6 protein-coding genes and 1 pseudogene are annotated in these 16,265 nt (G+C 63.7%); 2 read left to right on the top strand and 5 right to left on the bottom strand.

The genetic code is table 11. From position 1 onward, the window contains the following. Positions 1 to 54: 54 nt before the first annotated feature. Both M1E16_RS12525 and M1E16_RS12520 read right to left on the bottom strand, forming a co-directional pair. A complete protein-coding gene (locus M1E16_RS12525) occupies positions 55 to 1,185 on the bottom strand; it encodes a methyl-accepting chemotaxis protein (protein ID WP_458130323.1) in 1,131 nt (376 codons plus the stop codon). A 45-nt stretch (positions 1,186 to 1,230) separates the two neighbouring features. Next, a pseudogene (locus tag M1E16_RS12520) lies at positions 1,231 to 1,644 on the bottom strand (MCP four helix bundle domain-containing protein); the annotation flags it as partial. Between the two features lie 686 nt (positions 1,645 to 2,330). Here M1E16_RS12520 and M1E16_RS12515 point away from each other — a divergent pair. Both M1E16_RS12515 and M1E16_RS12510 read left to right on the top strand, forming a co-directional pair. Further along, complete coding sequence (locus M1E16_RS12515; RefSeq protein ID WP_458130103.1) at positions 2,331 to 4,988, top strand: excinuclease ABC subunit A; 2,658 nt, start codon at positions 2,331 to 2,333, stop codon at positions 4,986 to 4,988. 455 nt (positions 4,989 to 5,443) lie between these two features. Beyond that, positions 5,444 to 11,056: a putative Ig domain-containing protein gene (locus M1E16_RS12510; protein WP_458130102.1), complete on the top strand. Its 5,613-nt coding sequence runs from the start codon at positions 5,444 to 5,446 to the stop codon at positions 11,054 to 11,056. Positions 11,057 to 11,751: 695 nt separating this feature from the next. Here M1E16_RS12510 and M1E16_RS12505 read toward each other — a convergent pair. The 3 genes from M1E16_RS12505 to M1E16_RS12495 are packed head-to-tail and all read right to left on the bottom strand — an operon-like array spanning position 11,752 to position 16,188. After that, the gene (locus tag M1E16_RS12505; RefSeq protein ID WP_434568613.1) at positions 11,752 to 13,101 is read right to left on the bottom strand and encodes a TolC family outer membrane protein; all 1,350 of its coding nucleotides are present in this window, start codon (positions 13,099 to 13,101) and stop codon (positions 11,752 to 11,754) included. A gap of 2 nt (positions 13,102 to 13,103) precedes the next feature. Beyond that, on the bottom strand, positions 13,104 to 14,474 hold the full coding sequence (locus M1E16_RS12500; protein WP_458130101.1) for an HlyD family type I secretion periplasmic adaptor subunit: 1,371 nt from the start codon (positions 14,472 to 14,474) through the stop codon (positions 13,104 to 13,106). Beyond that, positions 14,467 to 16,188 (bottom strand): type I secretion system permease/ATPase, encoded by a 1,722-nt coding sequence (locus M1E16_RS12495; protein WP_458130100.1) that lies wholly within the window; start codon positions 16,186 to 16,188, stop codon positions 14,467 to 14,469. Before M1E16_RS12495 ends, M1E16_RS12500 begins: the two co-directional genes overlap by 8 nt. Positions 16,189 to 16,265 lie beyond the last annotated feature (77 nt).

Genomic DNA, 16,265 nt, shown 5'->3' with positions numbered 1-16,265 from the left:
TCCCACAGGGGATCGCGGGGCTCATGGCATCCAGAGGGGACAGATAACCGTTAGTTACACCTTGAACCGCGCCACCGTCTGATGCAGCGACTCTGCCATGTGTGCCAGGTCCTGCCCCGCCGTATCGGTATGCTGGGCTCCCTGCAAGACCTGCTCGGACAGGTTGCGGATGCTGACCAGGTTGCGGTCCACCTCCCGGGCCACCAGCGCCTGTTGTTCGGTGGCACTGGCAATCATCAGGTTGCGCTCGTTGATCTGCGAGATTGAGCAGGCAATCGCGTCCAAGGCTTCGCCGGAGCGCCGGGCTACTAGCAACGTCGCCTGTACCAGTTCACTGCTGCTTTGCATCGCGGTTACCGCGTCCCCGCTTTCGCGGCGGATCGTGCCGATCATTTCCTCGATTTCCCGGGTTGACTCCTGGGTGCGGTGGGCCAGCGCCCTTACCTCATCGGCGACGACCGCGAAGCCGCGGCCGGCATCGCCTGCCCGGGCCGCTTCGATGGCGGCATTCAAGGCCAGCAGGTTGGTCTGCTCGGCGATGCTGCGGATCACGTCAAGCACCGAACTGATGTCCTGGACCCGCCCGGCCAGTTGCTGAATACGCTCCGCGGCTTCGCTCACGCCGTCGGCCAGCACGGAAATGGACGCTACCGTCTCCTGGACCTGCTCACGACCATCCAGGGCAGTCTGCTCGGAAATCCGCGATGCTTCGCTGGTGCTCATGGCATTGCGCGCAACATCATCCACCGCGGCGGTCATCTGGTTCACGGCTGCCGCCGCCTGTTCGATCTCGATTCCCTGCAGTTGCAAGGAACTGCTGGTCTGGCTGCTCACGGCGCTCAGCTCCTCGGAGGAACTGGCGACCCGATCCACCGAGGTCGCGATCTGCCGGACCATCGAGTGGAGGCTCTGCTGCATCTCGTGCATGTTACTCATCATGCTGTCGCCCGAGCCCGCCCCCACGGGCACCTCGATGGTCAGGTCGCCTTGGGCGATATGGCCCAGCATCCGCGCCGCATCACCGGGCTCACCGCCCAGTGGCCGGGTAACGCTGCGGGTCACCAGCACCGCGACCGTCGCCACCAGGGCCAGGCACGCCAGCACCATCATCAGCAAATGCAGTTGCGCGTCCTGGTAGCGTGTCTGGGCCCCGCGCTCACGCTCGTCAAAAAGACGGTCCTGCATCGCCATCAGCCCGTCCAGGCTCTGGTACATCGCCTGCTCCGCCGGGGTTACGGATTGCTCCAGCTGCAGCACCGCCTCATGGGGCACGTTCCGGTGAATCAAGCCCTGCATTTGCGAAAAAGCGGCCTGGTAAACCTCGCCATTCTTTTTCAGGGCCGCTAAAGCCGCCTTGCCTTCGGGCCTTCGATCAAGCAACGGCCCGAGCGTTGCCAGCGCTTTGTCGATGCGTTGCCGCGTGTTGTCGATGGACGTCTGGGCCAGGGGATCGTTCCTGTCGATCAACAGTTCGCGAATGTGGCTGGCGTTATCCCGCACCCCCGTGGCGATGGCCATGATCGGGGCGATTTTCGGCCAGTCTCGCTGGGCGACCACTTCGGCCTGGTCGCGCAATATCCGCAGGTCGTACAAGGCGTACAACGCCACGGCGATCAAAGCGATCGGCGCAATGGAAAAACCCATGACGATTCGCTGGGCAATAGTGAGTCTGGTCATTATCAAAACATTTCCTTTCAGGGGCTCTGTTCAACGAATCCTGGCCCGCAGGTACTGAGCCTGAGGCAGATGCCCGGGCAGCAGAACCCGCGCTCGCCGGATCCACGGCTGATGCCGGTCCGGTGAAAATGAAGAGGTGGAATAGAGGGCTCAGAAACTGCTGGAAATGCTAGTGCGGATGGACTGTTTCATGTTGTAGGGCGTTTCTGATTTGCAGCGCACGCAGGGAGAAATTCAGGCTGATTACCTGATTTCCTACGGAAAACGCCCACCTGCTTGGTAAGGCGCGATCAATTACGCAACTGAAAACAACTCGATTGAATACTGTGGGCTCAACCGCTCGATTTGCGTCCTCCTAAAATCCCGTGGCGAGGGAGCTTGCTCCCGCTGGGCTGCGAAGCAGTCCCAAAACCTCTGCTCTCGGTGTGTCAGGTTCATCGCGGTAAGCCTCCTTGGGGCCGCTGCGCAGCCCAGCGTGAGCAAGCTCCCTCGCCACGAAAGCGGTCAATAGCTCTCATCTCTCGCGCCCGGAGTAAATTTTATTGCACAAGAATCGTCGCGCCCGGTCGCATAATGGTCAGCGCTGTGATCCAGTCCACTCTCCACGCCACAACGCCCCGAAGCGCACCACCGACGTACACAAGGAATGCCCGATGCCCCCACGCTCCGCCCCTGCTTCAACTGCGGCTTTGCCCGAAGGCACCGGTTTTGTCCGGGTGCGTGGCGCCCGCGAACACAACCTCAAGAACGTCGACGTGGACATCCCCCGCGATGCCCTGGTGGTGTTCACCGGCGTGTCGGGTTCCGGCAAGTCATCGCTGGCCTTCTCCACGGTTTATGCCGAAGCCCAGCGCCGCTATTTCGAGTCGGTCGCGCCATACGCGCGGCGTTTGATCGACCAGGTGGGCGTGCCGGACGTGGACAGCATCGAGGGCCTGCCGCCGGCGGTTGCCTTGCAACAGCAACGCGGCACGCCCAGCGCACGTTCCTCGGTGGGCAGCGTCACCACGCTGTCGAGCCTGATCCGCATGCTCTACTCCCGCGCCGGCAGCTACCCGGCGGACCAGCCGATGCTGTACGCCGAGGACTTCTCGCCCAACACCCCGCAGGGCGCCTGCCCGGAGTGCCACGGCCTGGGACGGGTCCATGAGGTGACCGAGGCGTCCATGGTGCCCGATCCGTCGCTGACCATCCGCGAACGCGCCGTGGCGGCCTGGCCCATGGCCTGGCAAGGCCAGAACCTTCGCGACATCCTGGTGACCCTGGGTTATGACGTCGACGTTCCCTGGCGCGACCTGCCGAAAAAGCAGCGCGACTGGATTCTGTTTACCGAAGAAACCCCCACCGTCCCGGTATATGCAGGGCTGACCCCAGCCCAGACCCGCGAAGCGCTCAAGCGCAAGCTCGAACCCAGCTATCAAGGCACCTTCAGCGGTGCCCGACGCTATCTGTTGCACACCTTCATGCATTCGCAAAGCGCGCAGATGCGCAAGCGCGTGGCGCAATACATGCGCGCCAGCCCCTGCCCGATGTGCGAAGGCAAGCGCCTCAAGCGTCAGGCATTGACCGTCACCTTCGCGGGCCTGGACATAGCGCAGTTGTCCAACCTGGCGCTGCTGGAACTGGCCGAAGTGCTCAAGACCGTCGCGGCCCCCGACTATCTGGAGCAACCCGAAGAGCCGGGCGACGTGCTCACCCACAGCCAGACCCGAGAGGCCCGCGAGCAACGCGCCGCCCGCGGCGACAACCCGCACGCCGGCGGACCGGACGCACGCCACACGCCGAACCTGTCCCTGGAAAAGCGCCTGGCGGCCCAACGCATCGCCGCCGAATTGTTGGAGCGGATCGTCACGCTGATTGACCTGGGCCTTGGCTACCTGGCCCTGGAGCGCAGCACGCCGACCCTGTCCTCCGGCGAATTGCAGCGCCTGCGCCTGGCCACCCAGCTCAATTCCCAGCTATTCGGCGTCATCTATGTCCTGGACGAACCTTCCGCCGGCCTGCACCCGGCCGACAGCGAGGCGCTGTTCGGCGCCTTGCAACGCCTGAAGGCCGCGGGCAATTCCGTATTCGTGGTCGAACACGACCTCGACACCATGCGTCGCGCCGACTGGCTGATCGACGTCGGCCCGGACGCCGGTGAGCAAGGCGGCAAGGTCCTCTACAGCGGACCGCCCGATGGCCTCGGTCAAGTGCCCGAGTCCCGGACCCGCGCCTACCTGCTCGCCGAAGACCGCGCCACCGCGCGCATCCCCCGCGAACCCGAGGATTGGCTGCGCCTGGAAGGCATCACCCGCAACAACCTCGACAACCTGAGCGCAGCGTTTCCACTCGGTTGCTTCACGGCGGTGACCGGCATTTCCGGGTCGGGCAAGTCCAGCCTGGTCAGCCAGGCCCTGCTGGACCTGGTCGGTGCCCATCTGGGCCAGGCCAACCCCAACGCGGAAGCCGAGGAGCAGAGCCTGGAAGACGAACCGGTGCAAACCAGTGGCGGCCGGGTCAGCGCCGGGCTCGACTCAATAAAGCGACTGGTCCAGGTCGACCAGAAACCCATCGGCCGCACGCCGCGCTCCAACCTCGCCACCTACACGGGGCTGTTCGACCACGTGCGCAAACTGTTCGCCGCCACCGAACAGGCGCAGGCGCTGGGATTCGATGCCGGACGGTTTTCCTTCAACGTCGCCAAGGGTCGTTGTGAAACCTGTGAAGGCGAAGGCTTCGTCAGCGTCGAGCTGTTGTTCATGCCCAGCGTGTATGCGCCCTGCCCGACCTGTCATGGGGCCCGCTACAACCCGCAGACCCTGGACGTGGCCTGGCAGGGGCTGGACATTTCCCAAGTGCTGCAACTGACGGTGAACCAGGCTCTTGAAGTGTTCGCCGAACAAGCGTCTGCCAGGCGCTCGTTGCAAGTCTTGCAAGACATCGGCCTGGGTTATCTGCGCCTTGGCCAACCGGCCACCGAGCTGTCCGGCGGCGAGGCGCAGCGGATCAAGCTGGCCACCGAGCTGCAACGCAAGGCTCGGGGCGCGACCCTTTACGTATTGGATGAGCCTACCAACGGTCTGCACCCCCAGGACGTGGATCGCCTGCTGGTGCAGTTGAATCGCCTGGTGGACGAAGGCCATACGGTGGTTGTGGTGGAACACGACATGCGCGCGGTGGCACAGAGCGACTGGGTCATCGACATCGGCCCGGGAGCCGGGACACAGGGCGGGAACGTGGTGGTGTGCGGTGCGCCAGAGGTCGTTGCAGACTGTGACGAAAGCCGCACCGCGCCGTTCCTGAAAAGAGCTTTGCAACCCGCACGATGAGCCGTGGCGAGGGAGCTTGCTCCCGCTGGGCTGCAAAGCAGCCCCACAGGCAATCACTTCATTTCGCCAGGCACACCGCAGCGCCTGGTTTGCGGCGGCTGCGCCACCGAGCGGGAGCAAGCTCCCTCGCCACGAAAGCACTCTTCACATGGCGCAGCTAGCGCCTCATCACCCTGTGGGAGCGAGCCTGCTCGCGAAAGCGGTGTGTCCGCTTGCATCGAAGGGCCTGGAATAACGTTTTCGCAAGCAGGCTCGCTCCCACAGGGATCATCGTTCACACCAAAAAGCGTCAATGAAACGTTACACATCGACAATCCGCACAACCGTTTATCAGTTTTTTGACACTTCGCCGATATGCGGTCACAACTTTTTCGCTCCGCTGGGTCATAACACGGTGGTCGCCGATGGAATATTGGCAGTCACTTAGGTTTTTAGCCTGATACGGAGATAAGTCCATGATTTTCAACGTACAAGATTTTGGCGCCAAAGGAGATGGCGTCACCGACGACACGGCGGCCATTCAAAGCGCGATCGATGCGGCAGCGGCCGCGGGCGGTGGCCAGGTGTACATGCCCACCGGCACCTACATCGTTTCGGGAGGCGAGGAACCCTCCGATGGCTGCCTGATGCTCAAAAGCAACGTCTACCTGTACGGCGACGGCATGGGCGACACCACGGTCAAGCTGGCCGACGGATCGGACACCAAGATCACCGGCATCATCCGCTCGGCCTATGGCGAGGAAACCCACGACTTCGGCGTCAGCAACCTCACCATCGACGGTAACCGCGACGCCACCACCGGCAAGGTGGATGGCTGGTTCAACGGTTATATTCCCGGCGAGGAAGGCTACGACTCCAACGTCACCCTCGACAGCGTCGAGATCAAGGACTGCTCCGGGTACGGCTTCGACCCGCATGAGCAGACCGTCAACATGGTCATCAAGAACAGCGTGTCCCACGGCAACGGCCTGGATGGCTTCGTCGCCGACTTCCTCAGCGACAGCACCTTCGAAAACAATATTGCCTACGACAACGACCGCCACGGTTTCAACGTCGTCACCAGCACCCACGATTTCACCATGACCAACAACGTCGCCTACAACAACGGCGGCAACGGCATCGTGGTGCAGCGCGGCAGCGAAGATATTCCCTCTCCCAGCAACATCACCATCACCGGTGGCGAGGTCTACGGCAACGGCGCCGAAGGCGTGCTGGTCAAGCTGTCCAGCGACGTGACCGTCACCGGCGTCGATATCCATGACAACGCCAGCGCCGGGATCCGCATCTACGGCAGCAACCATGTCGAGGTCATCGACAACACCCTCAACAACAACTCGTTGGGCGGCGCGGTGCCGGAAATCATCATCCAGTCCTACGACGACACCCTCGGTGTGTCCGGCAAGTACTTCAACGGCAGCGACAACCTGATCCAGGGCAACGTCATCAGCGGCAGCAACCTGTCCACCTACGGCGTCGCCGAGCGCAACGAAGACGGCACCGATCGCAACGCGATCATCGCCAACACCATCAGCCACACCAGCAAGGGCGCCACGCTGGTCTATGGCGATGGCAGCTATGTCAGCGCCACCGTGCCGATGACCACCGTGCAAGGCACGGCGGGCAACGACATCCTCACGGGCACCGCCGCCAGCGAAATTTTCTACGGCGCGGCCGGCAACGACACCATCAATGGCGCGGCTGGGAGCGATATCCTGGTGGGCGGCGCGGGCGTCGACAAACTCACTGGCGGCACGGGCGCCGACACATTCCGCTTCACCAGCCAGTCCGACAGCTATCGCAATGCAACGGCAAGCTTCGACGACACCATCACCGACTTCGACGTGACACAGGACAAGATCGATCTTGCCGGCCTCGGCTTCACCGGCCTGGGCAATGGCCGTGGCGGCACCCTGCAAGTCAGCTACAACGCCAGCAGCGACCGCACCTATATCAAGGACTACGACGCCGATGCCAGCGGCAATCGCTTCGAGCTGATTCTGTCGGGCAACCTGGCGAGCACCCTGACGGCGAGCAACTTCATCTTCAATCGGGTCATCACCGGCACCACCGGCAGCGACTCTTTGTTGGGCAGCGACGCCGCCGATACCTTGCTCGGCCTGGCCGGCAACGACAGCCTCAGCGGTGGCGCGGGCGACGACAAGCTCGACGGTGGCGCCGGCATGGACACCCTCACGGGCGGCGCCGGGGCGGACACCTTCGTGTTCGCCAACCGGCTGGACAGCTACCGCAACTACAACACCGGTGGCGCCAACCTGGGCGATTTGATCACCGACTTCAACATCGCTGCCGACAAGATCGATCTCTCCGCCATGGGCTTCACCGGCCTGGGCGACGGCAAGAACAATACCGTCTACCTGGTGCTCAACAGCGCCGGCACCAAGACCTACATCAAATCCCTGGAGGCCGATGCCAACGGCAACCGCTTCGAAGTGGCACTGGACGGCAATCACCTCAACACCCTGACCAGCGCCAACTTCGTCTTCGCGACAACATCGCCGACCAACCAGGCACCGGTGCTGGCCACGCCATTGCTGGACCAGAACGCCAGTGAAAAGACGCCCTTCAGCTACGTGGTGCCGGCCACCAGTTTCACCGATCCGGACAATGACAGCCTCAGCTACACCGCCAAGCTGGCCGATGGCAGCGCCCTGCCCAGTTGGCTGACGTTCGACGCCGCCACGCGCACCTTCAGCGGCACGCCACCCGACACGGCATCGGGCACTTACTCGATCCAGGTCACCGCGACCGACGGCAGCAACGCCACCGTCAGTGACAGCTTTACCCTGGCGGTGCAGGACGTGCCCGGCTCGGTGGTGATCAACGGCACGCCAAACAACGACACGCTGACCGGCACCGTCGCCAACGAACAGATTTTCGGCGGCGCGGGCAACGACACCCTCAATGGCGCAGCGGGCAACGACATCCTGGTGGGCGGCACGGGCGTGGACAAACTCACCGGCGGCACGGGCGCCGATGTGTTTCGCTACACCTCCAAGCTCGACAGCTACCGCACCGGTTCCACCAGCGCCAGTGACCAGATCCTCGATTTCGACGTGGCCGCCGACAAGATCGATGTCGCGGCGCTGGGCTACACCGGCCTGGGCAACGGGCTCAACGGCACGCTGCAAGTCAGTTACAGCTCGTCAACCAACCGCACGTACCTGAAGGACCTCACGGTCGATGCCAACGGCAACCGCTTTGAAATCTCCCTGGCGGGAAATTTCGTCAGCAGCCTGACCGCCAATCACTTTGTCTTTGCCGACCAGAACACCCCGACCAATGTGGCGCCGGTGGTGGTCACTCCGCTACTCGACCAGAATGCCAGCGAAAGCACGCCGTTCAGCTACACGGTGGCCAACAACAGCTTCAGCGACGCCAACCAGGACGTGCTGACCTACACCGCGACCCTGGCCAATGGCAGCGCCCTGCCCTCGTGGCTGAGCTTCAACGCCAGCACGCTGACTTTCAGCGGCACGCCCACCAGCACTGCGTCCGGCAACTACGACGTGCTGGTCAAGGCCACCGATCCGTCCGGCGCATCGGTCAGCGACAGCTTTGCCCTGGTGGTCGCCGATGCGCCCGCCAACACCATCACCGGCACGGCCAATGCCGAAAGCCTCAACGGTACGGCAGGCGCCGACCTGATTCTCGGCCTGGGTGGCAACGACACCATCAAGGCCGGGACCGGCGCCGACATCATCGACGGTGGCGCCGGACGCGACTCGCTGTATGGCGACGCTGGCGCCGACACGTTCCGCTACAGCAACCTGTCCGACAGCTACCGGGACTACGACACCGGTGGCGTCACGGCCACGGACACGATTTATGACTTCACCGTCGGCGTCGACAAGATCGACGTCTCCGGGCTGGGTTTCCTCGGCCTCGGCGACGGCAGCAACGGCACGCTCTACATGACGTTGAATGCGGCCGGCGACAAGACCTATGTCAAGTCCAGCCAGGCTGATGCCGATGGCAACCGTTTCGAGATCGCCCTGAACGGCAACTACCTCAACACCCTGACCGCCAGTGATTTCGTCTTCGGCGAACGCGCCCAGCAAGACATCCTCTATCTGCCGACGCTCGGCCAATCCAACGCACGCCTGCTGCGCATGAGCGAGGATGATGATCAGTCCGGCACCTCAATGCTGGTCAATGACCTGAACAAGTACACCACCTATGACGTGCGCAGCCAGTTCAGCGACGCCGACGGCAACGGGATTGACATTGCAGTGGGTGGCAGTACGGTCAACGGCTTGTCGACCCTCGGCGCCGAGGAGCTGAAGTTGTGCTGGTGGCTGACCGACACCAACCAACCCGGGCCGGCATTGCTGCGCGCCGTGACGTTGTTGCGCGACCAGCTCACCGAACTCAAGGCCATCGACAACGTGACCATGGGTATCATCTGGGGCCAGGGCGAGGAAGCCGCCCAGGAGATCGCCCGCTCCACCGACAAGGCAGCGGCTGCGGCGGCCTACAAGGCGTCGACGCTGAAGGTCTTCGATTACCTGCACGCCCAACTCGGCAATTTCAACGTGTACCTGATGGAAACCGGTCACTACGAGCAGGACGCCGCACGTGCCCGTGGTTACTCGGAGGAAAAGATTGCTTCCATCGTCGAGGGTGTGGGCTACGTCCGCGCCGTCCAGGAAGCCATCGCCGCCGAGCGCGCCGATGTGAAACTGGCGGTGGACTACAACGACCTGCCCTTGCGTTATGAAGTCGATCCGTTGGTGTATCCCGACGATGTCTGGCACCTGCATGAGGAGTCAGCGGAAATCGTCGGGCAGCGCCTGGCGGACTACATCGCCAATGACCTTGGCTTCCAGGGCAACCCCAACGACAACAACAGTGTGCAGGACATTTTCGACGGCGCGCAGAACGAGGGCGGGAAGATTTCCGGCACCGACCAGGCCGACACCCTGGTGGGCAGCTCCGGCAACGACATACTGGACGGTGACCTGGGTGCCGACTCGTTGACCGGCGGCGATGGTAACGACATCTACGTCGTCGACAACGCGTTCGACAGCGTGGTGGAAACCAACACCTCGACTTCGCAGATCGATACGGTACAGGCCTCGGTCAGTTGGACCCTGGGCGCCAACCTGGAAAACCTGGTGCTGACCGGCGTGTCGGACATCGACGGCACCGGTAACGAACGGCGCAACTTCATCACCGGTAACGCCGCCAACAACGTGCTCAATGGCGCGGTGGGAGCGGACAGCATGAGCGGCGGCGACGGCAACGACACTTACTACGTCGACAACGCCAGCGATACCGTGATCGAGACCAGCAGCAACCCGGTGTCCGGCGGCATCGACGGCGTCCACAGCAGCCTCGCTACCTACACGTTGGGCAACAACGTGGAGAATCTGTACGTTGACAGCGCCGGGGCCGCCAACGGGATCGGTAATGCACTGAACAACACGCTGTTCGCCGGCGTGGGCGACAACGTCCTAGACGGACGCGATGGCAACGACACTGTCTCCTACGACCGGGCCCTGGCCGGGGTGACCGTGAACCTGTCGACGTCCGCACAGCAGAACACCGTCGGTTCCGGGCTCGACACGCTGAAGTTCATCGAGAACCTGACCGGCAGTGCCTACGCGGATACGCTGTCGGGCAACAGTGCCGGGAACATCCTCAACGGCGGTGCCGGCAATGACACACTGGTGGGCGGCTCGGGCGATGACCGGCTGATCGGCGGCGCCGGCACTGATAACCTCACCGGCGGCACTGGCGCGGATACCTACGCGTTTACTGCGCTGTCGGACATGGGCGTCGGCGCCGCGCGGGATGTGATCAACGGCTTCAAGACGGCTGAGCTGGATAAACTGGACTTCACCGGCCTGGACGCCAACCCGCTGACCGCCAGCATCGATGCCTTTACCTTCATCGGCAGCAACGCCTTCGACGCCAGCAACGCCACCGGCCAACTGCGTTTTGTCGATGGCATCCTCTACGGCAGCGTCGATGCCGACGCCACCGCCGAGTTCGAGTTCGAACTGGTGGGCGTCAAGGAGCTGCACGCCAGCGACTTCACCGCCTGAGTGAACGAGGGGGCTGCTGCGCATCCCAGCGGGAGCAAGCTCCCTCGCCACAACAGCACTGATGAAGCAAATCCTATGGGCAGGAAGCATTGGGCCCAGGGCGGTGTCCCCTGTGGGAGCGAGCCTGCTCGCGAAAGCGGTGTGCCAGGCTGAACGACATTGAATGTACTGCCGTAATCGCGAGCAGGCTCGCTCCCACACGGTGCTTGCCACAACAGCACTGATGAAGCAAACCCTGTGGGCAGGAGGCATTGGGGCTCAAGGCAGCGTCCCCTGTGGGAGCGAGCCTGCTCGCGAAAGCGGCCTGCCAGGCTGAACGGCGTTGAATGAACTGCCGTCATCGCGAGCAGGCTCGCTCCCACACGGTGCTCCCGTGGCGAGGGAGCTTGCTCCCGCTGGGGTGCGCAGCAGCCCCAAAAAGGTTGATGGGGTCCAGCCTGACACCGCGCGGTGATTGGCTTTGGGGGCGCCTCGCACCCCAGCGGGAGCAAGCTCCCTCGCCACAACAGCATTGATGAAGCAAATCCTTGTGGGCAGGAAGCATCGGGGCTCAAGGCAGCGTCCCATGTGGGAGCGAGCTTGCTCGCGATGAGGGCGACACATTCAACACATCTGTTGATTGACACACTGCTATCGCGAGCAAGCTCGCTCCCACACGGTGCTCGCCACAGATGCGATGCGGCTCGGCCGGCTCCTTAGAACAGGCTTTGCACCTGTTCCAGCACCGCGCGGTTCATCTGGCCGGTGTGGGTGTGCAGGCTTACATAACTTTCGAGCATGTCGAGCTTGGTATCGAGCAGGTCGCGGCGTGCCTGGAACAGGCGTTGCTGGGCATCGAGGATGTCGACCGTCGAGCGCACGCCGCCCTGGAAGCCCTTCTCGGTCGACGTCAGCGCCCGCTGGTTGGATTCCACCGCCCGTAGCATCGCCTTGCTCTTGGCGAAGCCCGCCACCACGCCCAGGTAGTCGGTTTCGATAGCCTCGGCCAGTTCCTGACGCTGCACATCGTAATCGGACTGGGCCCCGGCCAGCTGGGCCTCGGCCTTGGCCACCGATGCACGCACCGCGCCGCCGCGATACAACGGGATATCCAGCTGCACCCCGACGTAGTAAGTGTCCTGGCGCGGGTCGAGCTCCTGGTACTGGCGGGTTTCCCGACGGGTCAACTGAGTGGTGAGCGACAACGTCGGATAATGCCCGGCGCGCTGGCTGTCGGCCTGGGCCTCGGCGACTTTTACCGCCGCCAACCGCGCCGCCAGCTCCGGACTGGCCTCACGGGCAATCGTTGTCCAATACGGCAGATCCTGCTCCGGCGGGATCGGGCTGCCGGCGGGGAGTTCTTCGCGCATCGCCTGGATGTCGTCGATCGGCACGCTGGCCCGCCCCGACAGTGCTCGCAGCGCAGCCACGCGGCGGGCCTGGGCTTCGGTTTCCTGAGCCTCGACCAGATCGAGCCGGGCCTGGGCCTCGTCGATATCGGTGATCGCTCCCTGGCCGCCCTCATAGAGCTTTTTGCTCTGGAGGACCAAGCCACTGATAGCGGTTTTCTGCTGGGCGATCAGCTTGAGTTCGTTCTCGGCCCGGGCCACGTCGAAATAGCCCTTGGCGACCCGATCGAACAGGGTCTGGCCGGCCACGTCGAATTGCTGGCTACCCAGCGCCCCCCGCGCCTTGCCTTCCTGATAAGCCGCCCAACGCCCCTTGTCATAGAGCGCCTGCTGCGCGGCCAGGGTCACACTGTTCGCCTGGTAATCGTTGCTGTTGACGTAACTGCTGTCGTCGCCGCCATCGGTACGCCCGCCATAGCCATAACGCGACGACAGCGACACTTGCGGATAAAGACCGCCACGGCCGATCGCCTCCTCCTGCCGCGACGCATCGTAGGCATGGGTCGCCGCCTGCAAGGTCGGATCGTTGAGGCGCGAGGCATCGTAAGCGGCGATCAGGCTCAGCCCGCCCTCCGCCGCCCAGACGGGGCCGATCACCGCCCAACTGGTGCACAGGCTCAACAGCACACGGACGCCATAACGGCAACGGTCGGTCATGCTCATTCCTCTTTGAAGGCCGCCAGCAAGCGTTCGCGCAAGGGTTTCATCAGGTAATTCATCAAGGTCCGTTCACCGGTCACCACGGTGACGTCGGCAAGCATGCCGGGGCGCACCAGCAGCCCGGCGCTCTGCAGCGAAACGACGGTGTCGGCGGGAATCTCGACCTTGGCGGAGAAATATGGCTGGTGGGTCTGCTGGTCGATCAACTGGTCCGCCGACACGGTGGTGATCGTGCCGGTTACCGTCGGCGTGTCCACCCGTTGCAACGCAGTGAAATGCACGTGCACCGGCAGACCCGGGCTGAGTTTGTTGGCCATCAGCGGATCAAAACGCGCGGTGATCGCCATCGGCGCATCCAGCGGCACTACCTGCATCAGCGTCTGCCCAGCCTGGGCGACCCCGCCGACGGTATGGATCGACACGTCCATGACCTGCCCCGCCACCGGCGCGCGGATCGCCCCGTTATCCACCTCAAACTGCAAGGCGCGGATCTGATCGGCATAACCGGCGGCTTCGGCCGAGACCTCGCTGAGTTGGGTTTCGGCATCGCGCCGGAATTCCTGCTGCGCCTGCAAGGCCTTGAGCCGGCTTTCGTTGATTGCCTGGCGCGTGCGGCCGACATCGCCAATGCCGGAAGCGATCTGCCCGGCCAGTTGCGCCGCGTTGCGCTCGGCCTCGAAGAGTTTGTTGCGCGGCACGTAGCCTTCCCGGGCCAGCTCGCGCAGACCTTCAAGCTCTTGCTGCTGAAAACGCATCTGCGCGTCGTAGTTGCGCTTGACCCCTTCATAGCCCTGCAACTGTTGCTGCAAGGCGCCGACTTCATGTTCGATGATCTGCAGGCGGCTGCCCAGTTCGGCACGGCGTGTCAGGAACAGTTGCTTCTGCAGCGCCATGGCCGCCTTGACGCGCGGCTCCTCGGCGCGCTCCAGCAATTGCGCCGGCCACTGGATTTCATCGGCGCCGAGGCGCTCGGCCATCAAGCGCGCCTCGATGCTGCGGTCATTGAGCAGCTTGCCCAGGGTCACGTCCAACTGCGCTTGGGCCTGCACCGTGTTGAGCTGCACCAACAACTGGCCCTGGCTGACGCGGTCGCCGTCGCTGACCAGCAGCTTTTCCACGACCCCGCCCACCAGCGATTGCACAGCCTTGCGCTCGCCCGCCACCACCACGGTGCCGCTGCCGACCACACCTTGGTCGAGCGGCGCCAGGCACGCCCAAAGCAGGAAACCGCCCAAGGTCAGGGCCAGGAAGACCACGCCGTAGCGCGCCGCGCCGCCGGCATCGGTACTGGCGTTGGGCAGCGTGTTGCTGCTGAGCACGCTCAAGCCGTGGTCGCCGTGGGCCGGCGTCGCCGGTTTCAAATCACGCATCTTTACCCGCCTCCCGCACGGCCGTCGGCCTCGGGCCTGGCATCAGCGCCTTGAGCACCCGGTCGCGCGGGCCAAACGCCTGCTGGGTGCCGTCCTTCAGCACCAGAATGTGATCCACAACCGCCAGAACGTTGGGCCGGTGGGTGATCAACACCACCGTGCTGCCGGCGGCCTTGAGCACGCCGATGGCCTGCACCAGCGCGAGTTCGCCGGCTTCGTCGAGGTTGGAATTGGGCTCGTCGAGGACGATCAGCGAAGGGCTGCCATAAAGCGCACGGGCCAGGCCCAGGCGTTGCTTCTGTCCGCCGGACAGGCCAAGCCCGCCGGGGCCCAGCGGCGTGTCGTAGCCCTTGGGGAATCTCAGGATCATTTCGTGAATGCCCGCGTGACGACTGGCGGCGATGATCTTGTCGGCGTCCTGCTCGCCGAAACGGGCGATATTGTCAGCGACACTGCCATCGAACAGTTCGATGTCCTGGGGCAGATAACCGAGGTACGGGCCCAAGGCGTCATGGGACCACTGGCTGATCTCGGCATCGTCCAGCCGCACCGAGCCACCCATGGCCGGCCACACGCCAACCAATGCCCGAGCCAAGGTCGATTTGCCGCTGGCGCTGGGCCCGACCACCGCCAGTACCTCGCCCTTGTCCAGGCTGAAATTGATGCCACGCAGGAGCGGTTGCGTCGCTCCGGGTGGCCCCACGTAGAGCTGCTCCAGGCGTACCGCGCCCGTTGGCGGTGGCAATGGCATACGCAGGCGATCGCGAGGATGTTGCGCGAGCAACTGGCTCAGACGCTGGTAACTCTGGCGACCGGCGTTGAATTGCTTCCACGAACCAATGGCAATTTCCACCGGCGCCAGGGCACGCCCCAGCAACAACGACATGGCAATCATCATGCCCGCCGACAATTGCCCTTCGAGTACCAGCAGCGCCCCCAGCCCCAAGGCCAGGGACTGGCCGGAAATCCGCACGAAACGGGTCGCCGAAGTGATACGCGCACCGCGATCACTGGCATGCGCCTGCGCCGCGATGATCCGTTGCTGCAGCATGCTCCAGCGCTGGCGCAGCGGCCCGAGCATGCCCAGGGCCTGGATGACCTCGGCATTCTGCAGAGTGCTGTTGACGTAGACCGACGATTGCACGCCCAGCCGATTGGCCTCCCCCAGGCGCGTGCGGGTCGCCAGCTCGCCCCACAGTGCCAGGCCGACCAGCAACGCTGCGAGGATCAGGGTCAGCACGCCGAACCAGGGGTGGATGATGAACGCCACCAGCAGGAAAATCGGCAACCACGGTGCATCGAGCAAGGCGATCAGGCCCTGGCCGGTAATCAGTTGGCGCAAGGTGGTCAAATCACTCAGCACCTGCGCCGGGTTGGCGTTGTGCTCGCGCAGGCTGCGGGCGAACGCCGCATCGAAAATCCGCTCGCCCAAGGCATCGTCCAGCCCCGCGCTCATACGGATCATCACTTCGCCCCGCACCCACTCGATCAAGGCACTGAACATGAACAGCCCGAGAGCGATCAAGGTGAGCATGAACAGCGTGGTTTCGTTGCGACTGGTGAGGACCCGATCGTAGACCTGCATCATGTACAGCGATGGCACCAGCACCAGCAGGTTGATCACGCCGCTGAAGAGGGCCAGCGACCAGAATACCCGGCGATAACTCAACAAAGCGGCGTCGATGTCATGCCGAGGATCAAGAAAAAAACCCATAGAGAATCAACCCGCAAAAGGAATAAACGGTCACGGCGCAATCCATTGCGAGCTATTTGCCTTGAGGCGTCAGAAAA

The organism is Pseudomonas sp. Z2-11 (assembly GCF_054161305.1).
The sequence above is the reverse complement of the archived record's forward strand: the minus strand, read 5'-3'. Positions and strand labels throughout refer to the sequence as shown.